Annotated in this window: 13 protein-coding genes; all 13 read right to left on the bottom strand. The window is 59.9% G+C overall.

Features of this window, described 5'->3' with window-relative positions; translation table 11 throughout:
• Positions 1-63 precede the first annotated feature (63 nt).
• Positions 64-1,473, bottom strand: coding sequence for a sensor histidine kinase (locus CUC55_RS00855; protein ID WP_103086697.1), 1,410 nt, complete (start codon positions 1,471-1,473; stop codon positions 64-66).
• Between the two features lie 9 nt (positions 1,474-1,482).
• The gene (locus CUC55_RS00850; RefSeq protein ID WP_103086696.1) at positions 1,483-2,241 is read right to left on the bottom strand and encodes a response regulator transcription factor; all 759 of its coding nucleotides are present in this window, start codon (positions 2,239-2,241) and stop codon (positions 1,483-1,485) included.
• Between the two features lie 84 nt (positions 2,242-2,325).
• Entirely contained in the window at positions 2,326-3,891 is a 1,566-nt protein-coding gene (locus CUC55_RS00845) for a Do family serine endopeptidase (RefSeq protein ID WP_103086695.1), read from the bottom strand.
• 224 nt (positions 3,892-4,115) lie between these two features.
• Entirely contained in the window at positions 4,116-4,574 is a 459-nt protein-coding gene (locus CUC55_RS00840; RefSeq protein WP_103086728.1) for a cytochrome c-type biogenesis protein, read from the bottom strand.
• Positions 4,575-4,591: 17 nt separating this feature from the next.
• Positions 4,592-6,583 (bottom strand): heme lyase CcmF/NrfE family subunit, encoded by a 1,992-nt coding sequence (locus CUC55_RS00835; protein ID WP_103086694.1) that lies wholly within the window; start codon positions 6,581-6,583, stop codon positions 4,592-4,594.
• Positions 6,580-7,050, bottom strand: a complete 471-nt coding sequence (gene ccmE / locus CUC55_RS00830) for a cytochrome c maturation protein CcmE (protein ID WP_103086693.1) — start codon at positions 7,048-7,050, stop codon at positions 6,580-6,582. The genes CUC55_RS00835 and ccmE overlap by 4 nt, the downstream gene beginning before the upstream one ends.
• Complete coding sequence (gene ccmI / locus CUC55_RS00825; protein WP_103086692.1) at positions 7,047-8,189, bottom strand: c-type cytochrome biogenesis protein CcmI; 1,143 nt, start codon at positions 8,187-8,189, stop codon at positions 7,047-7,049. Before ccmI ends, ccmE begins: the two co-directional genes overlap by 4 nt.
• A 175-nt stretch (positions 8,190-8,364) precedes the next feature.
• Positions 8,365-8,817 carry a hypothetical protein gene (locus tag CUC55_RS00820; protein WP_170063797.1) on the bottom strand — a complete coding sequence of 151 codons (453 nt, stop codon included), beginning with the start codon at positions 8,815-8,817 and terminating at the stop codon, positions 8,365-8,367.
• A gap of 84 nt (positions 8,818-8,901) precedes the next feature.
• A complete protein-coding gene (locus CUC55_RS00815; protein ID WP_067653748.1) occupies positions 8,902-10,302 on the bottom strand; it encodes an ATP-binding protein in 1,401 nt (466 codons plus the stop codon).
• A complete protein-coding gene (locus tag CUC55_RS00810; RefSeq protein WP_067653750.1) occupies positions 10,292-10,963 on the bottom strand; it encodes a response regulator transcription factor in 672 nt (223 codons plus the stop codon). Before CUC55_RS00810 ends, CUC55_RS00815 begins: the two co-directional genes overlap by 11 nt.
• 189 nt (positions 10,964-11,152) lie before the next feature.
• Positions 11,153-11,422 (bottom strand): hypothetical protein, encoded by a 270-nt coding sequence (locus CUC55_RS00805; protein WP_067653752.1) that lies wholly within the window; start codon positions 11,420-11,422, stop codon positions 11,153-11,155.
• Positions 11,423-11,752: 330 nt separating this feature from the next.
• A complete protein-coding gene (locus CUC55_RS00795; protein ID WP_103086690.1) occupies positions 11,753-11,959 on the bottom strand; it encodes a hypothetical protein in 207 nt (68 codons plus the stop codon).
• A 35-nt stretch (positions 11,960-11,994) separates the two neighbouring features.
• Positions 11,995-15,792 (bottom strand): baseplate multidomain protein megatron, encoded by a 3,798-nt coding sequence (locus tag CUC55_RS00790; protein ID WP_103086689.1) that lies wholly within the window; start codon positions 15,790-15,792, stop codon positions 11,995-11,997.
• Position 15,793: the final 1 nt, after the last annotated feature.

The raw sequence follows: 15,793 nt of genomic DNA, 5'->3' as shown, positions 1-15,793 counted from the left end.
TCTCTCCCTTGCACGCTGAATACCGCCCTCACGGAATCGGCTTCTTTGTTTTTGGGTACGACCTTACGGTGTGGAAACGGGAAAANCCATCGAAACAGTCAAGCCGGGTGCCTGAGCATTCTCAGGATCGGTATCGGAAAGCCGGAGCGAGCCGCCATGCAGCTCCATCACAGCCTCGACAAGCGAAAGGCCGAGACCCGTTCCTGGTTTGGAGCGGCTTTCGTCCAGCCGTACGAAGCGCTTGATCACCTCGTCGCGCTTGTCAGCCGGAACACCTGGGCCATTGTCGGCAACGGAGAGCACGATGCCCTCCTCCTGTCGCGCCAACTGCACGGAAAGTCCCTTTTTACCCTCATGCCCACCGGCATATTTGATAGCGTTATCGATGAGATTGGTCAGCGCCTGACCGATCAGTTCGCGGTTGCCCTGCACGATCAGTCCCGGCGCAATATCCGCCGTCAGCGTCAAACCTTCCTCGTCGGCCACCGGCTCATAAAGCTCGGCGCTATCCTCGGCAATCGCAGACACATCAACATCGCTCATCTCGGCAGCGATGGAGCCAGCTTCGACGCGGGAGATCATCAAAAGCGCGTTGAAGGTGCGGATCAACTGGTCGGATTCGGCAATGATGCCTTCCAGTGCCGAACGACGCTTGTCGTCGTCGCGGTCTTCCAGCGCCTCGGTCGCCTTGTTGCGCAGACGTGTCAGCGGTGTCTTGAGGTCGTGGGCGATGTTGTCGGAAACCTGGCGCAGACCCTCGTTCAACTTCTCGATGCGCCCNAGCATGGCGTTGAGCGAACCCGAGAGCCGGTCGAACTCGTCGCCGGAACGGCCCTGTGGCAGGCGCTGAGACAGATCGCCCGCCATGATTTNCTTGGTCGCATCGGACATCCGGTTCAGACGCTTCAGCGCATTGCGACCGATTGCGAACCAGATGAGAACCGCACCGCCACCCATGATTGCCAAAGCCACCATCAGCGCATTGCGCACCAGCAGGCGGAATTTTGTTGGCTCACCCAGATCGCGACCGACCAGAATGCGCAGGCCATTGTCGAGGCGGAAGATGTTGGCGGTGGCCAGATGCTTCACGGCGTCGCCGCTTTCGGAATAGCGCTCATAACCGAATGGCAATTCCGTCCAGCCCTCACTGTCGAAGACACCGGGCTGTACGGAGGCAACATTGCCTGCCAGAATTTCGCCGTTCGGCCCGGCGATCACATAGAGGCTTGCCCCCGGCTGTCGGGCGCGGCGTTCCATCATCCGCAGCAGCGGGTTTATGCCCCCGCGATTATAGACGCGCTGGACGTCGTTCACTTCCTGCTGCACGGCGTCACGCGTCTGCTGGTTCAACAGCCCTTCGGAAAGAGCGGTAACATAGAAAACAAGGAAAGCAGCACAGAGCGCAAAAAGCAGGATGTAAAGCGCCGAAAGGCGCACCGCCGTCGAGCTGAACAGAAGACGAAGACGTGCCATGAGGCGGTTTTACCCCTCGTCCTTCATCATATAGCCGGCACCACGAATGGTTTTCAGCAGCGGCTTGTCGAAGTCCTTCTCGATTTTTGAGCGAAGACGCGACACATGCACGTCGATGACATTCGTCTGCGGATCGAAATGGTAATCCCAGACATTTTCCAGAAGCATGGTGCGAGTCACGACCTGACCGGCGTTCTTCATCAAATATTCCAGCAAGCGAAACTCACGCGNCTGCAGCAATATTTCTTTACCGGCGCGGCGCACGTCATGGGAGAGACGATCAAGTTCCAGATCGCCAACACGGTAGACCATGTCCTGTTCAGGTTTGCCCTTGCGGCGGCCCAGCACTTCGATCCGCGCCAGAAGCTCGCTGAAGGCATACGGCTTCGGCAGATAGTCATCGCCACCCGCGCGCAGACCCGTCACACGATCATCCACCTGCCCNAGCGCCGACAGGATCAGCACCGGCGTCTCGATACCGCGACGGCGCAACTCGCTGATGACCGAAAGACCATCACGGCGCGGCAACATGCGGTCGATGACCATGACGTCATAGGCATTCTCGACGCCCATAAACAGGCCGCTCTCGCCATCGCTGGCGTGATCGGCCACAATACCTGCTTCCCGGAACGCCTTGGTCATATAGGCCGCAGCTTCCAGATCGTCTTCGATAACAAGAATCTTCATGTGCGGGACAATAGCGTTGTCCACATCAACCACACAACCGGAAACAGATGCGGGAGACGATTCCTGTGTCTTGTTTNCCATGGGATTTCTCCGAATATGTCGCGGCGTGGTCTTCACAGATGAGTGACGGGAGAGGCAATCGCCCCTCCCGCCACATTGTCATGATCAACCCTGGTCAATATCCAGCGCAATGAAGCGGCTGCCATCTTCCGTCTGGATCTGGAACAGAGCCTTGGAGCGACCGTCCTTCTTGGCCTGCGAANGGATCTTTTCGACATCGGCAGCAGAAGCGACCTGCTGATTGTTGACCGATGTAATCTTCTCACCAGATTTCAAACCACGGGCTGCGGCATCGGAGTCAGGATCGACATCGGTGATCGCGAGACCCGCACCATCGTCAGAGGGAGCTACCGTCAGGCCAAGGCTGGACAGCGCTTTTTCGCTGGAAGGCTGACCGCCCTTGTCGTCATTCTGGCTTGTCGTTGCCTTGGAGGCATCGTCGCTGGCAAGATCACCCAGCGTTACGGTTACCGGTTGCGACTTGCCACCACGCCACAGCGAAAGCTCGACCTTGCTATTCGGCGCCATGGCACCGATGCGGCGTGAAAGATCGCGGGCGTCCTTGATCGTATCGCCATTCAGCGCGGTAATGATGTCACCCTGCTTGATGCCAGCCTTGTCACCGGGCGAACCCGCCTGCGGCGCAACAACCAGTGCTCCGCTTGCCTCGGCAAGACCAAGCGATTCAGCGATATCCTTGCTCACAGGCTGGATCTGCACACCCAGCCAGCCGCGCTCGACCTTACCGTCCTTGATCAGGTCCTGAATAACGTCCTTGGCGACGGAGGCGGGAATAGCGAATGCAATACCCACGTTACCGCCGGATGGGGAGAAGATCGCGGTGTTGATGCCAATGACTTCACCGTTGAGGTTGAAGGCCGGACCACCGGAGTTGCCACGGTTCACGGCAGCATCGATCTGGAGGTAATCGTCATAAGGACCGGAGCCGATATCACGACCACGTGCCGAGATGATGCCAGACGTCACCGTTCCACCGAGACCGAACGGGTTGCCGACTGCAACCACCCAGTCACCAACGCGGATTTNGCTGTCGTCAGCAAATTGCACATAAGTGAACTTGCGGTTCACATCCACTTTCAGCACGGCCAGATCGGTGCGGGTGTCGCGACCAACCAGCTTGGCGTCGAGTTCAGTGCCGTCGTTCATAACCACCGTATAGGCAGAACCATCATCGACGACGTGGTTGTTGGTAACGATGTAGCCATCTTCAGAGATGAAAAAGCCGGAGCCCTGAGCGGTCGGGCGCAACGGACCCTTGCCGTCGCGGTGGCCCCTCGGACCACGGTCTGCGCGCTTGTCGCCTTCACCCGAACCAGGTCCACCGAACTCTTTGAAAAAGCGCTTCAGGGNATGATCATCGGGAAGCTGATCGAGACCACGACCGCCGAAATTGAACGAATAGCCGTTGTTCTCGTCGGACGCAGGCTGAACATTAGATTGCACGCGCACAGAGACGACCGCGGGAGAAACCGCGTCGACCACATTGGCGAAGCTTGGCACCTGAGGTGCGGTCACTTCAACGGGTGCTGCGAAAGAATGAGCGATTGGCCCCGCGACACCGGTCGTCAGCATCAGAGCCGCCAGACCGCCAACAGCGGAAGACTTGAGGATGGTCTTCAACGAGGGACGTCCGTTTTGCGAATTCAACATGGAACTTACCTTCTTTCTTCATTCAGACTGGAGCCCCGTGTGATCGGGGAAGCGGTGGATGATGAAGATATAGGAGGCTTCACCTTACAGCGAAGTGTCTGGCGTGTGAAAAATCCGTAATGTTGAGAGAATTGCGAAGGAGAAGATTACGTAGGAATACTAAATATTTGAAATATATCGCATTTATTTCCCTGCCTTGCCCAAGGCAATAAGAGCTGGTGGCGTCACTTACCCCCATCCAGCAAATCTCGAATCCGCGCCTCTTCGTCCACCGTCAGCTTCTGTCCCTCGGACACCGCCACCCGGCGGCGCGCAAACACGAAAATCGCCGTCGCCCCGATCAAAATCAAGGCAATCGGCGCACCCNAGAGGGCAATCGTGCGGGTACTGAAGCGTGGCTTCAGCAGCACGAACTCACCGTAACGAGACACGACGTAATTGATCACAGCCTCGTCGCTGTCCCCCTGCGTCAACCGCTCGCGCACCAGCACACGCAGATCCCGAGCCAGTTCTGCATTGCTGTCATCGATAGACTGGTTCTGACACACCATACAGCGCAGCTGCACCGTCAGCGCCCGTGCGCGCGCTTCCAGTGCCTTGTCAGCGAGAACCTCGTCAGGGTTGAAGGCAAATGCCGGAAGTGCCGTGAAGAGAATCACGAAGAAAAGTGCCGCGTTTCGCATCCGCCGTTGAACGAGGCTCATTCCGCTGCACCCAACACAACATCCTTCGTCGCCTTCGCCTTGCGCCTTGGCGCACCCACCCGCAACCGGCGGTCAGACAGAGAAACCATCCCACCAATCATCATGAACACGGTGCCACCCCATATGCAGAGAATAAACGGCTTCCACCAGATGCGAACCACCATGCCGCCGTCGGCCATCGGATCGCCGAGCGAAACGTAAAGCTGCGAAAGCCCAAAGGTCATGATCCCAGCCTCCGTCGTCGGCATGCGCCGCGCCGTGTAGAGCCGCTTGGAAGACCACACATCCGCCGCCTCGATCCCGCCCTTACGCGCGGTAAAGTGCCCACGATCCTCGGTATAGTTGGGCCCGACATGATGACGAATGCCGTCGAAGGTCAGGCTGTAGCCGCCCGCTTCCACGGCTGCACCCTGCTTCATTTCAACCACGGTTTCCGTCTCGAAGGTGGTCACGATAACAATGCCGAGCACTGTCACGCCAAGCCCCATATGCGCCAGCGTCGTGCCGAATGTCGATCGCGGCAGCCCNTTCAATCGTCGCAATGCGATGCCAAANGCCAGCTTGCCGAAATTGGCGCGGTACCAGAGGTCGGCCAGCGCTCCGAAAATCAGCCAGAACCCGGCGATCATGCCAAGGACCGCCATGACAGGCCCGCCATGCTCGATATACCACAGCGTCAGACCTGCCACTGCCGCCAGCGCTGCGGCTACATAGAGACGCTGGAACGCGCCCAGCAGATCACCGCGCTTCCACGCCATCATGGGTCCAAATGGCGTCACGATCAGGATCGGGATCATCAAAAGTCCGAAGGTCAAATTGAAGAACGGCGCACCAACGGAAATCTTCTCGCCCGTCAGCGTTTCCAGCACCAGCGGATAGAGCGTGCCGATCAGCACAGTTGCGGTGGAAACGGTCAGAATCAGGTTGTTCAGAACCAGCGCGCCCTCACGAGACACCGGCGCGAACAACCCGCCTGCTTTCAGCATGGGCGCGCGCCAAGCAAACAGCGAAAACGCGCCGCCAATGAAAATCATCAGGATGCAANGGATGAAGATACCGCGACTCGGGTCGGTCGCGAAGGCATGGACGGAGGTCAGAACCCCGGAGCGAACGAGGAAGGTACCCAGCAGCGACAGCGAGAATGTCGTGATTGCCAGCAGCACGGTCCAGATTTTCAGCGCCTCGCGCTTTTCCATCACCAGCGCCGAATGCAGCAGCGCCGTTCCCGCAAGCCATGGCATGAAGGACGCATTTTCCACCGGGTCCCAAAACCACCAACCGCCCCAGCCAAGCTCGTAATAGGCCCAGTAAGACCCCATCGAAATGCCCGCCGTCAGACAGGTCCATGCAGCCAGCGTCCAAGGGCGAACCCAGCGCGCCCAAGCGGCATCGATGCGCCCTTCCATCAGCGCAGCAACGGCAAAGGAAAAACAGACGGAGAAGCCGACATAGCCGAGATAAAGCAACGGTGGATGGATCGCGAGCCCGAAATCCTGGAGCACCGGATTGAGGTCCTGCCCTTCGGCTGGCACCGGCGAAAGCCGCGCGAACGGATTGGAGGTCAAGAGAATGAACAGCAGAAAAGCCGTCGTCACCCACGCCTGCACTGCCAAAACATTGGCGCGCAGCGTATCGGGCAGATTACGGCCATAGACGGCCACCATCGCACTGAACAGAACGAGGATCAGCAGCCACAGCAGCATCGAGCCCTCGTGGTTGCCCCATACGCCCGTCAGCTTGTAAAGCATCGGCATCAGCGAATGAGAGTTCTCATAGACATTCTTCAGCGAGAAATCCGACACCGCATAAGCATGTGTCAAAGCCGCAAACGACATTCCCACCAACAGAAACAGCAGAACCGAACCGACGGGCGCGATGTCCATCAGCGCCTTGTCGTTGCGCCGCGCACCAAACACCGGCAGTGTCGAAACGACCAGCGCGACGCCAAGCGCAAGCACCAGAGCATAATGGCCGATTTCGGTGATCATTGCGTTGCTCCGGTTTTGGCCGTGCCATCTGGTGCCTGCTGCCACAGGCCCTTGTCCTTCAGGCGGTCGGCAACTTCCTTGGGCATGTAGTTTTCGTCGTGCTTGGCCAACACGCTATCGGCCACAAAAGCATGGGTGGCGGCATCGAAGGTGCCTTCGGTCACGACGCCCTGCCCCTCGCGAAACAGGTCCGGCAGAATGCCGGTATAGCTTACCGGTACGCTTGCGCCGCCATCCGTCACCGCAAAGCTCACCGTCCGGCCCTCGCCGCGCTTGACCGACCCTTCAGCCACCAGCCCGCCCAAACGAATCCGCGTTCCCGGTGCAACGCTGGTCTTTNCCAGATCACCCGGCATATAGAAATAGGCGATGGACTGGCCGAAGGCGAACATCACCAGAAATGCGGCGATCATGATAAAGCTGACACCGCCGCCGATAACGGCCAATCTTTTCTGCTTGCGGGTCATTGCGTCACTCCCTGCACATTCACGCCCAGCTGCTGCGCCAGCGCTAGCAGCTGCTTGCCCTGCTCACCGGCGGGCGGAAAGGCTTTCAGGCCACCGGCCAGAGCCTGGCGGGCCTTCTCTTCATTCTTCAACATGGCGTAAGAGCGCACCAGCCGCATCCAGCCTTGCAAATCGTCGGGATTTTCTCGCAATTTCGCGTCCAGACTGTCCACCATTCCAGCCACCATCGCCTGCCGTTCCTCGGGCGACATTGTGCTAGCAGCGGCAATATCCTCGGCACTTGGCCCCGCTGGCGCTTCCGGCGTCTGGGTGGCGGCAATGTCGGCGCCGCCGGTATTTTGTAAATGCGCCTGCAGCAGCGGTATCCATGGCGCACCGGCTGGCGAGGCCTTGAGCAACGCTGCAAAGGCATCCCGCGCCTCGGCGGTCTTGCCCGCCTGCTCCAGCGAAAGCGCCAGATAAAAGCGTGCACGCGGATTGCCGGGGCTCATCTTTNCCGCATCTTCCAGCGCGGTGCGTGCATCATCAACAACGATGCCTTCATTGGCAGCAATCAGCGTTTCGGCAAGGCCCGTCAGGCGTGGTGCATTTTCACCCTGAAGACGGATGGCATTGCGATACGCCATCTCCGCATCACCCAAACGCATGGTCTTGAAGTAGATCGGTGCCAGCACGTCCCATCCGGCGCCATCATTGGGGTTCTGCGCCAGATGCCGTTCAGCTTTGGCAATCATCAGGTTCATGTCGTTGCCGGGCTTTTCCAGCCGCGCAGCAAGCGGCATGTCCGGCATGTTTGGCGTGCCCATATACAAATAAAGACAGAGCCCGGTCAGCGGCAAAAGCACGGTTACGACGCTGGCCAGGGCATTGTGTCGGCGTGGCGAAATCGCAGACGCTTCACCTTTTTTNCCGGATGCGGCCGCCAGAAGCCGCCGCCCGATTTCGGCGCGGGCATATTCGGCCTCGGCCTCACCAATCAACCCGCTTTCGCGCTCGCGCTGCAACTCAGCCAACTGGTCGCGGTACACTGCAACCTCACCGTCACGGGCCGTGTCGGCTACGCCATTGCTGCGCATCAGGGNATAGGTCAGAACGATGGCCACGGCCGCCGTCAACAGGGCGATAAAANTCCAGAACATGCCGTTTCAATTACTCGAATGCGCGCCGCTTTGAAATAAGCCGCAGCAGGATGACGTGAATTTGAGACACTATGCCGCCTATGGCCGCACTGACGAAAGACAGAGGCCGGTCGCCATACGCCATCCTGTTCTAACGATCAGCCTTGCGCATGCCTTGACATGCGTCAATCAAGCGTCAGATCAGCGGCGTCCAGGTACCATTGGCGTTACGACAGGCGGCACCGCGGACCTTCGCCTGCTTGCCATCAACCGTCAGATCATGGGTGTATTGGCGGCAGTTCTGGTTGCCAACCTGGTAGGGCGCGTTGGCAATCACCTCGCCGCGCGTATCGCCGCTCCCCCACACCACGGCCTGGCCACCAGGCGCTGTTTCCAGCGCACGATATTCCGCCTCCAGCGCCTTGTTGAAATCACCGCGATCCAGTTGCAGACCGCTTCTGCCGACAATGCCGCCCTGAAGGCTAGAGATGTATGGCGTAGACGATGCACCACCGCGTCCCAGCAGTCCGCCACCGGTTGCGCGGGTGTTGGATGTGGTGCACGAGCTGAGAACTGACAGGCAGACCAGCGAAAGAACAGCAGGGCGCATAATATTGGAGTTTATCCCGGCAAATCCGGTTTTGCCCATCACGTCAACCAAGAATACACTCCTTATCAACGCGCCATCCTGGCGCGGTCATGCGTCACGAAATGTCTTGCCAGTTTTTGGCCGTCATGCAAGCTCTTTCGAAAGTCCTGGAAGAAGCAACTCCGCTTTCAGCCCACCCAGCGGGCCGCGCGACATGGCAAAGGTGCCGTGGTACTCAGAAACCACCTCGCTGACGATCGATAGACCAAGGCCTGTCCCCGGCCGGCTTTCGTCCAGGCGCCTGCCGCGCTTCATGGCTTCGGTAATCTGTTCGGGCTCCAGCCCCGGCCCATCGTCTTCCACCAGCAACGTCACCCATGACCTGCGGGTCACATCCGGGTCGGAAGACGGGTGCGAACCGCGCATGACAGTTATCACCACCTTTGTGACTGCAAACCGCGCCGCGTTTTCCAGAAGGTTGCCGACCGCTTCTTCCAGATCCTGCTGCTCCATCGCCAGAATCATGCCCGGTTGCTGCATGTCCAGCTCGAATGTCTTTTCCGGGTTCAGGCGGCGCATTACGCGCACCAGCCGCTCGAGCGCCGGTTCGGCTTCCACCCGCGCCAGAATGGAGCCGCGTTGAGCGGCAATGCGGGCGCGGGAGAGATAGGACTGAACCTGCGCCTGCATCGCCTCCACCTGTCCCCGCACCAGATCGCCATGGTGGCTGTCCAGCGTGCGGGCCTCGTTCAACAGAACGGCAATCGGTGTTTTCAACGAGTGGGCCAGATTGCCCACCTGCATGCGCGCACGCTCCACAAGACGCCGGTTGCTTTCGATCAGAGCGTTGACTTCAGTCGCCAAGGGTTGGATTTCGCTGGGGAATTCGCCCTCAAGACGCTCCGCTTCGCCACCGCGAATTTTGCCCAGCGCCAGACGCGCCCTGTCCAGCGGTCGTAAACTATAGAGAATGGCAAGGCCATTAACGACAAGACTGCCAACACCAAACACGGCAAGCGCCAGATAGAGGCTGTTGGAAAAGTCACTGACGTCGTCTTCCACGACATTCAGGTTGCCGGTCACGCGAAAGCGCGCCGCCCGCCCCTCTCCATCCAGCACCACTTCCGTTTCGGCAACCTGCACGCGGTTTTTCGCCTCGTCCGTCACCACGTAATAGCGCTCGTAGCGATTGTCGAAAGGCACATCCAGAATGCTGGGAACAGGCAGCGTGGACACGCCAAGCGATGAGGAAACGAGCGGTGCCGTCTGAAAATTGCCCAGCGGCTCCACCACCCAGTACCAGCCCGTATCGGGCTGGGAAAACCGGAGATCGCCAAGCTGCGGGCTACCAGCAAGCGTATTCTCGTTGGAAACGGTGATGGAATTGATGACGTTGTAGAGCTGGGCACGCAGCAGATCGGTAAAACTGCGCTCCACGCCCTGCCGGTAGAGCGTGGAAATCACCACCGCGATTACCACCAGCGCCAGGGCAGACCATGCCGAGGCTAAAAGCAGAACGCGTGCGGTGAGTGAGTTACTTCGCATCTGCGGGTGCTTGCATCCGGTAACCGAGACCCCTGATAGTTTCGATCAGATCGACGCCAAGCTTCTTGCGCAGACGCCCAACGAACACCTCGATCGTGTTGGAATCACGGTCGAAATCCTGATCGTACATATGCTCCACCAGCTCGGTTCGAGACACCACCTCACCCATATGGTGCATGAGGTAGGACAGGAGGCGAAACTCGTGCGAGGTCAGTTTCAGTGTCGTGCCATTGACGGTTGCCTTGGAGGACTTGGTGTCGAGCCGCACCGGGCCGCAGGTGATCTCGGATGACGCATGTCCGGCTGCACGGCGGATCAGCGCGCGCACACGCGCCAGAATTTCTTCCACATGGAAAGGCTTCGTCACATAGTCGTCGGCACCGGCATCGATACCCGCGACCTTGTCGCTCCAGCGGTCGCGCGCGGTCAGGATCAGAACCGGCATGGACTTGCCGCTGGCACGCCATTTTTCGACAACGGTAATGCCGTCCATCTGCGGCAGGCCGATATCGAGAACGATGGCGTCGTAAGGCTCGGTATCGCCGAGATAATGCCCCTCTTCACCATCAAAGGCCTGATCGACGACATAACCCGCTTCTTTCAACGCGTCGGTCAGCTGTCGATTGAGGTTGGTATCGTCCTCGACCACAAGAATGCGCATCGTCCGTCCCTTTTCATTGCACCCGTCACTTCTGCAGTGTGACGGTCATTCAAATCATCTCTAGCGCATCGGCGCGAAAATCGGAATCGATTTTCGTAAAGCACGATGCGTCACCCAATAACCATAGACTGGCTCTTCGCGTCACAGACGCGCGGCACTCTATGGCAGATTTTNGGGGATTGCGACGGTCTACATCGGTACGCGCATCGTCACCTTGCGAGGGCGCTCGCCATTGCCCTGCACAAGCACTGTCACGACACAGTTCTGGCCGTCATTTGATGGATAAACCGAGAGAAGCTGGCCGCCGGTTTCGCGTACCACACGCGAGACGGCGGAGGTGCAGTCACTTGCAACCTGCTGTACACGCGCTACCGATGGCACACCCTGCACATCAGCCTGCGGCGCAGGAAAGCCGGAGAGACCGGCTGCAAGCGTCGCGATGATGAGAGGTGATGCCATTGCAAAAAACTTCCAAAGAAAAATCGGATGCACGTCGAAACGAATTCTTGGCCGAATATGTATCGCAAAGCGTCTGAATGGCAAATGAATGTGGGGTGTGGTGGCGTTGAGGGTAAGGTCAAGGGTAGCGGGTGGGGCTCACCCCCNTCTGCCCTGCCGGGCATCTCCCCNTCAGGTGGGGAGATCGGCAAGACGCGCGTTCCCCACTCTATCCTCAGCGTTCCAGATGGGCGAGAGATCTCAACGAGTCGATCTCACCCNTTGAGGGGGAGATGTCCGGCAGGACAGAGGGGGNTGAGCCACACCCACTACCGTCCAACCCACAATCCCCTACCTAATCTCACTTGTCGCAGCCAATCGCCCATACAACGCAATCAACCCACCCACGCCACCGGCCACCGTCACCAGCCCCTCGGCAAGCTCGCCTTCGAACCCCGTCGGCAGGTTCAACCCCACCACATGCAGCAGCGGTGCCAACACCGCAATCAGCGCGCCCNAGACGGTTTTCGACTGATACCAGGCTTTCATATTGTCCATGCTTTACCCTTTCTCGGTTGACGTTATTGTGAAGTTTAAACACGCAAAACGGCGCTTGCCGCGATACCCAGTGGCACCGCTCGGCCAAGCTGGCGCACCCGAATCGCAAGCGTCGTCTGCTGCGAACCAAAATCAGCCACCTCGTCGCTCGCGGCATAAAGGCAAGCTGCCTCGCTCACCTCGATTGTTCGCCGCACCACATCATCGGATAGGATCTCGACCCGGTATCGTTCGGATGCTTCATCGAGCGGAATATCGGCGGCGTCCCAGCCATCGGCCTCCACTCGCCCGCGCCGCATCCATGTCAGCAGCACGCCGTCTGCTCCGCGCATACCACGCAAATGCACAGGTGCCAGCGGCATTTCGGCCCGCCTTCCACCTGCAAAAGCAAGTGGCCCAACTCTCGAGATTTGCGCACCCGCCGCCTCGATGATCCAATTCAGTTGCAGGCCGCGTTCGTCACCGCGCAGCCCCATCGGCACCACACCCGCATCCAGAACCACGACCTCGGCTCCAGCAACTGCGCCTGCCGCCATCGCGTCTTCTGTACCAGCAAGTCCTCGCAGCAGCCGCGTCATCCGCCAGCGCTGGGCCGCCACTTCTTCCACCTTCGCAAAAGCCGCAACCTCCCACGCGCCATTGGCACAGCGAATGGCAATACGGTTGGCCCCGTTCAGCACGGCAAGGTCGGAGACTGACGACAGATCGCCGTATGGCAGCGTGATCTCGATTGCCCCCGCAATGTTGAACCGCCCGATGAATCCCCTTGGCGTAGCACGCGAAAGCGCACCGATCTTGGCAGGCTGGTCCAGCAGCGCCCTCGCCTCGTAACCGTCGGTTCCTGATGAAGCGGACAGCACCATTCGCCGCCAAGGCCTGGCGAAGGCCGCAACCCGCGCAAAACCTTGCGCATCGCCCGCTTCATATCGCGGCAGATCCATCAGCACGATATCCGGGTCGAACCCGCTCGACGCGTTGCCACCGCCATTGCGGGGTGCTTCGACCTCGCCAGAAACCATGCTGACAGCAGGCGAAAACTCCCGTGCCTCGATGCGCCTGACATCGCCATCCTCGATCCGGCTCACCAGAAAACGCCCCTTGGGACCACCCTCCAGTTCGACGCAATCACCGGGGTCCAGCGCGATATCCTGCGGCGAAATCGCAAAGCGCACCGTGCGGCGCGCCAGCCGGTTGTCGCGCAACAGTGCCTCCACCGCATTTTGCGCGGTCTCCTGCGCCAGCACCGCGCCCAGATCATAACGCAGCACCCGGCTTCCGGCATTGTCGATGCGCCGGGAGCGAACGCTCGCCTGCTCGTAGTCCAGTGCCGGGTTGAAGGCAGTCAGCACCGCCTCGGCTGCAAAATCGCTCTCATGCCCGCGCGCCTCAGACCACAGCGCGCTATCCTCGATATCCGCATAAGCCGAGATCATCTTCGTGCGCGTGGCGGCCCGTCCGCGTGAAACGAAGCGCAACGTCGCTCCGTCTTCGATCACATCAACCTGAAACGCCTGCAACAACGGCTCCAGCAGGCTGCGCGCCGCGATCACATCGCCCTGCGCATACCCAGCCACATCGCCGATCACAGCGGAAACATCGAAGTCCGCAAAGCCATGGTCACCAAGCACCGCCGCAATCAAATCTGCCAGCGTGGTCGCCCCCAACCTGCCGTTCAGCCAGTGGCCGGTACGCCAATTGGCGCCATCGCTCCACGTCGCCGCATCCAGCGGAAAAGCGGGATAAGGCCGTGCATCCCACGTCCAAACAAACAGTTTGGCTGGATCGACCATATCGGCTGGTGCAGAAACGCCCGCCCAATGGTCGTGATGCGCTTCCAGAAACCGCCTTTGCTGGCTGTCGGAGCGCATAAGGCTGGAAAAATGCGGATAAGCGCTTTCTGATGATTTCGGGTCGATGAAGGTGTTGGGCCGGTTCGCGCCCTTGTCGATGGCCGGGCAGCCCAGTTCGGTGAACCAGATCGGCTTCATGCCCGGCACCCAGGCGCTCGGCGTCGCACTTTCCATGCCGTCTGTGCGGTTATAATGCCGGTTTTGCCACCAGCCCGCTAGATCCTTGTAACGATAGACCCAGTGCTTGCCCTTCAACCCATCGGAAATGGCGCTGCGCTTGCGACTGGCCAGGTCGGTGTCACTGGCATAATACCAGTCGAAACCCTCACCGCTCTCGATGCTGCGAACAAACCCCGCCGCATCGTCTGACCCATTGAAATTATCCGGATTGCCGCCCTGCACGTCATCGTCGCGCCAGTCGGACAGCGGCATGTAATTGTCGATGCCAACAGCATCGATATCAGCGCTCGCCCACAACGCATCGAGATGGAAGAACACGTCGCCCGTGTCATCCGACGGGTGATACCCAAAATATTCGCTCCAGTCGGCAGCGTAGGTCAGCTTCGTAACAGCGCCCACTACGGCGCGCACCTCACCCGCCAGCCGCACCAGTTCCTCAACGAACGGAAAGGCATTCGCCTGATCACGTACCCGCGTCAGCCCGCGCAGTTCAGAGCCGATCAGGAATGCCTCAACCCNGCCCGCCTGTTTCGCCAGCGCCGCGTAGTGCAGCACCATGCGTCGATACCCGTCAGTACGGTTGCAAAAAGTCGAGATTTGCGCCCGCCCCGCCACCGTGCGGTCAGCACTTCCGCTCTGCCCNGCGGCCGGGTGGCACGTAATGTTGCCGCGCCAGCCATAGGCATCCTGTTCCACCTTGCCATAGGGGTCAGGCAGAGCATTGCCCGCTGGCACATCCATCATCACAAACGGATAGAGGCATACTTTCAAGCCCCGCGCCTTCAAATCGGCAATGGCCTGCAAAACGGCTGTATCACCCGGTGTGCCGCCATAGGCCGGGCCACCGTCACGTCGGCTCACCAGCCGCGCCTGCCCGCGCCCCATTCCTGCAACAGACCATGTCACACTTTCGCGGTCGCGGAAGCCCACTTCCACACCGGGCAGAATGCGGCATTCGCCAGCGCGCATATCGGTGCCGAACCATGTCACCACCAGCGCCACGCTTTCAAGGTTCGGGCACAGCGCCTGTAATTCGTCAATCGAAGCCTGCCAGTCGGTTGCCGCCGCCAGATTGTGGCGGTTCATCACCCGGCTTTCGCCCGCCCCCGTCCGCTCTGACACGGCAACCGTCGCACAACCATGCTCCGTCGCGCCGGGTATCACCGTCACTGCCCGTATCTGCCCCTCCAGCTTGCCGATGGGCCTGATCACCTCGAACTGCAACAGCGGAATACGATTGCCGAAACCATCCAACGGCAACCGCTCGAACACCACGTAGGACAGGCCGCGATAAGCAGGCGCATTGCCCGCCCCTTGCCGCGCCTCGATCAACGGGTCGGGAAGCTGCGTATCGGTACCGGGGTAGAATCGCATTTCGATGCCGGTCAGGTCCAGCTCCTGTCCATCGGCCCACACCCGCCGCACCATCGCGGCCTCGCCTTCGCAAAGACCGACGGCAAGATTTGCAAAATATCGAAACGTCTCGACGGTCGTGCTGCTGCTACTGGTGCTCTTGCCGCCCTGCCGCTCCCGCGTCACGCTCTCTTCAAAGCGCGTCGCCCAGATCAGCGTGCCACCAATCCGCACCGTGCCATAAGCCCGTGCAATCGCTGCCCCCTCCTCGGCACCGGGAATGCGGGCCGTCGAAAGCCGCGCGCCGGTAACGGTCTTCGAAGAGGAAAACAGCGCGCTATCGACCGCACTGCCTGCCAGCGCACCCGCCGCCCTGCCGATGATGGCGCCCACCGGCCCAAAAATACTGCCAAGGGCAGCGCCCGCCGCCTGCAAAACAAGGGTTGCCATC

It is taken from the genome of Agrobacterium bohemicum (genome assembly GCF_002896715.1).
Lineage (GTDB): Bacteria > Pseudomonadota > Alphaproteobacteria > Rhizobiales > Rhizobiaceae > Agrobacterium > Agrobacterium bohemicum.
Note: the sequence above shows the minus strand (reverse complement) of the source record. Positions and strands in the feature narration are given on the sequence as shown.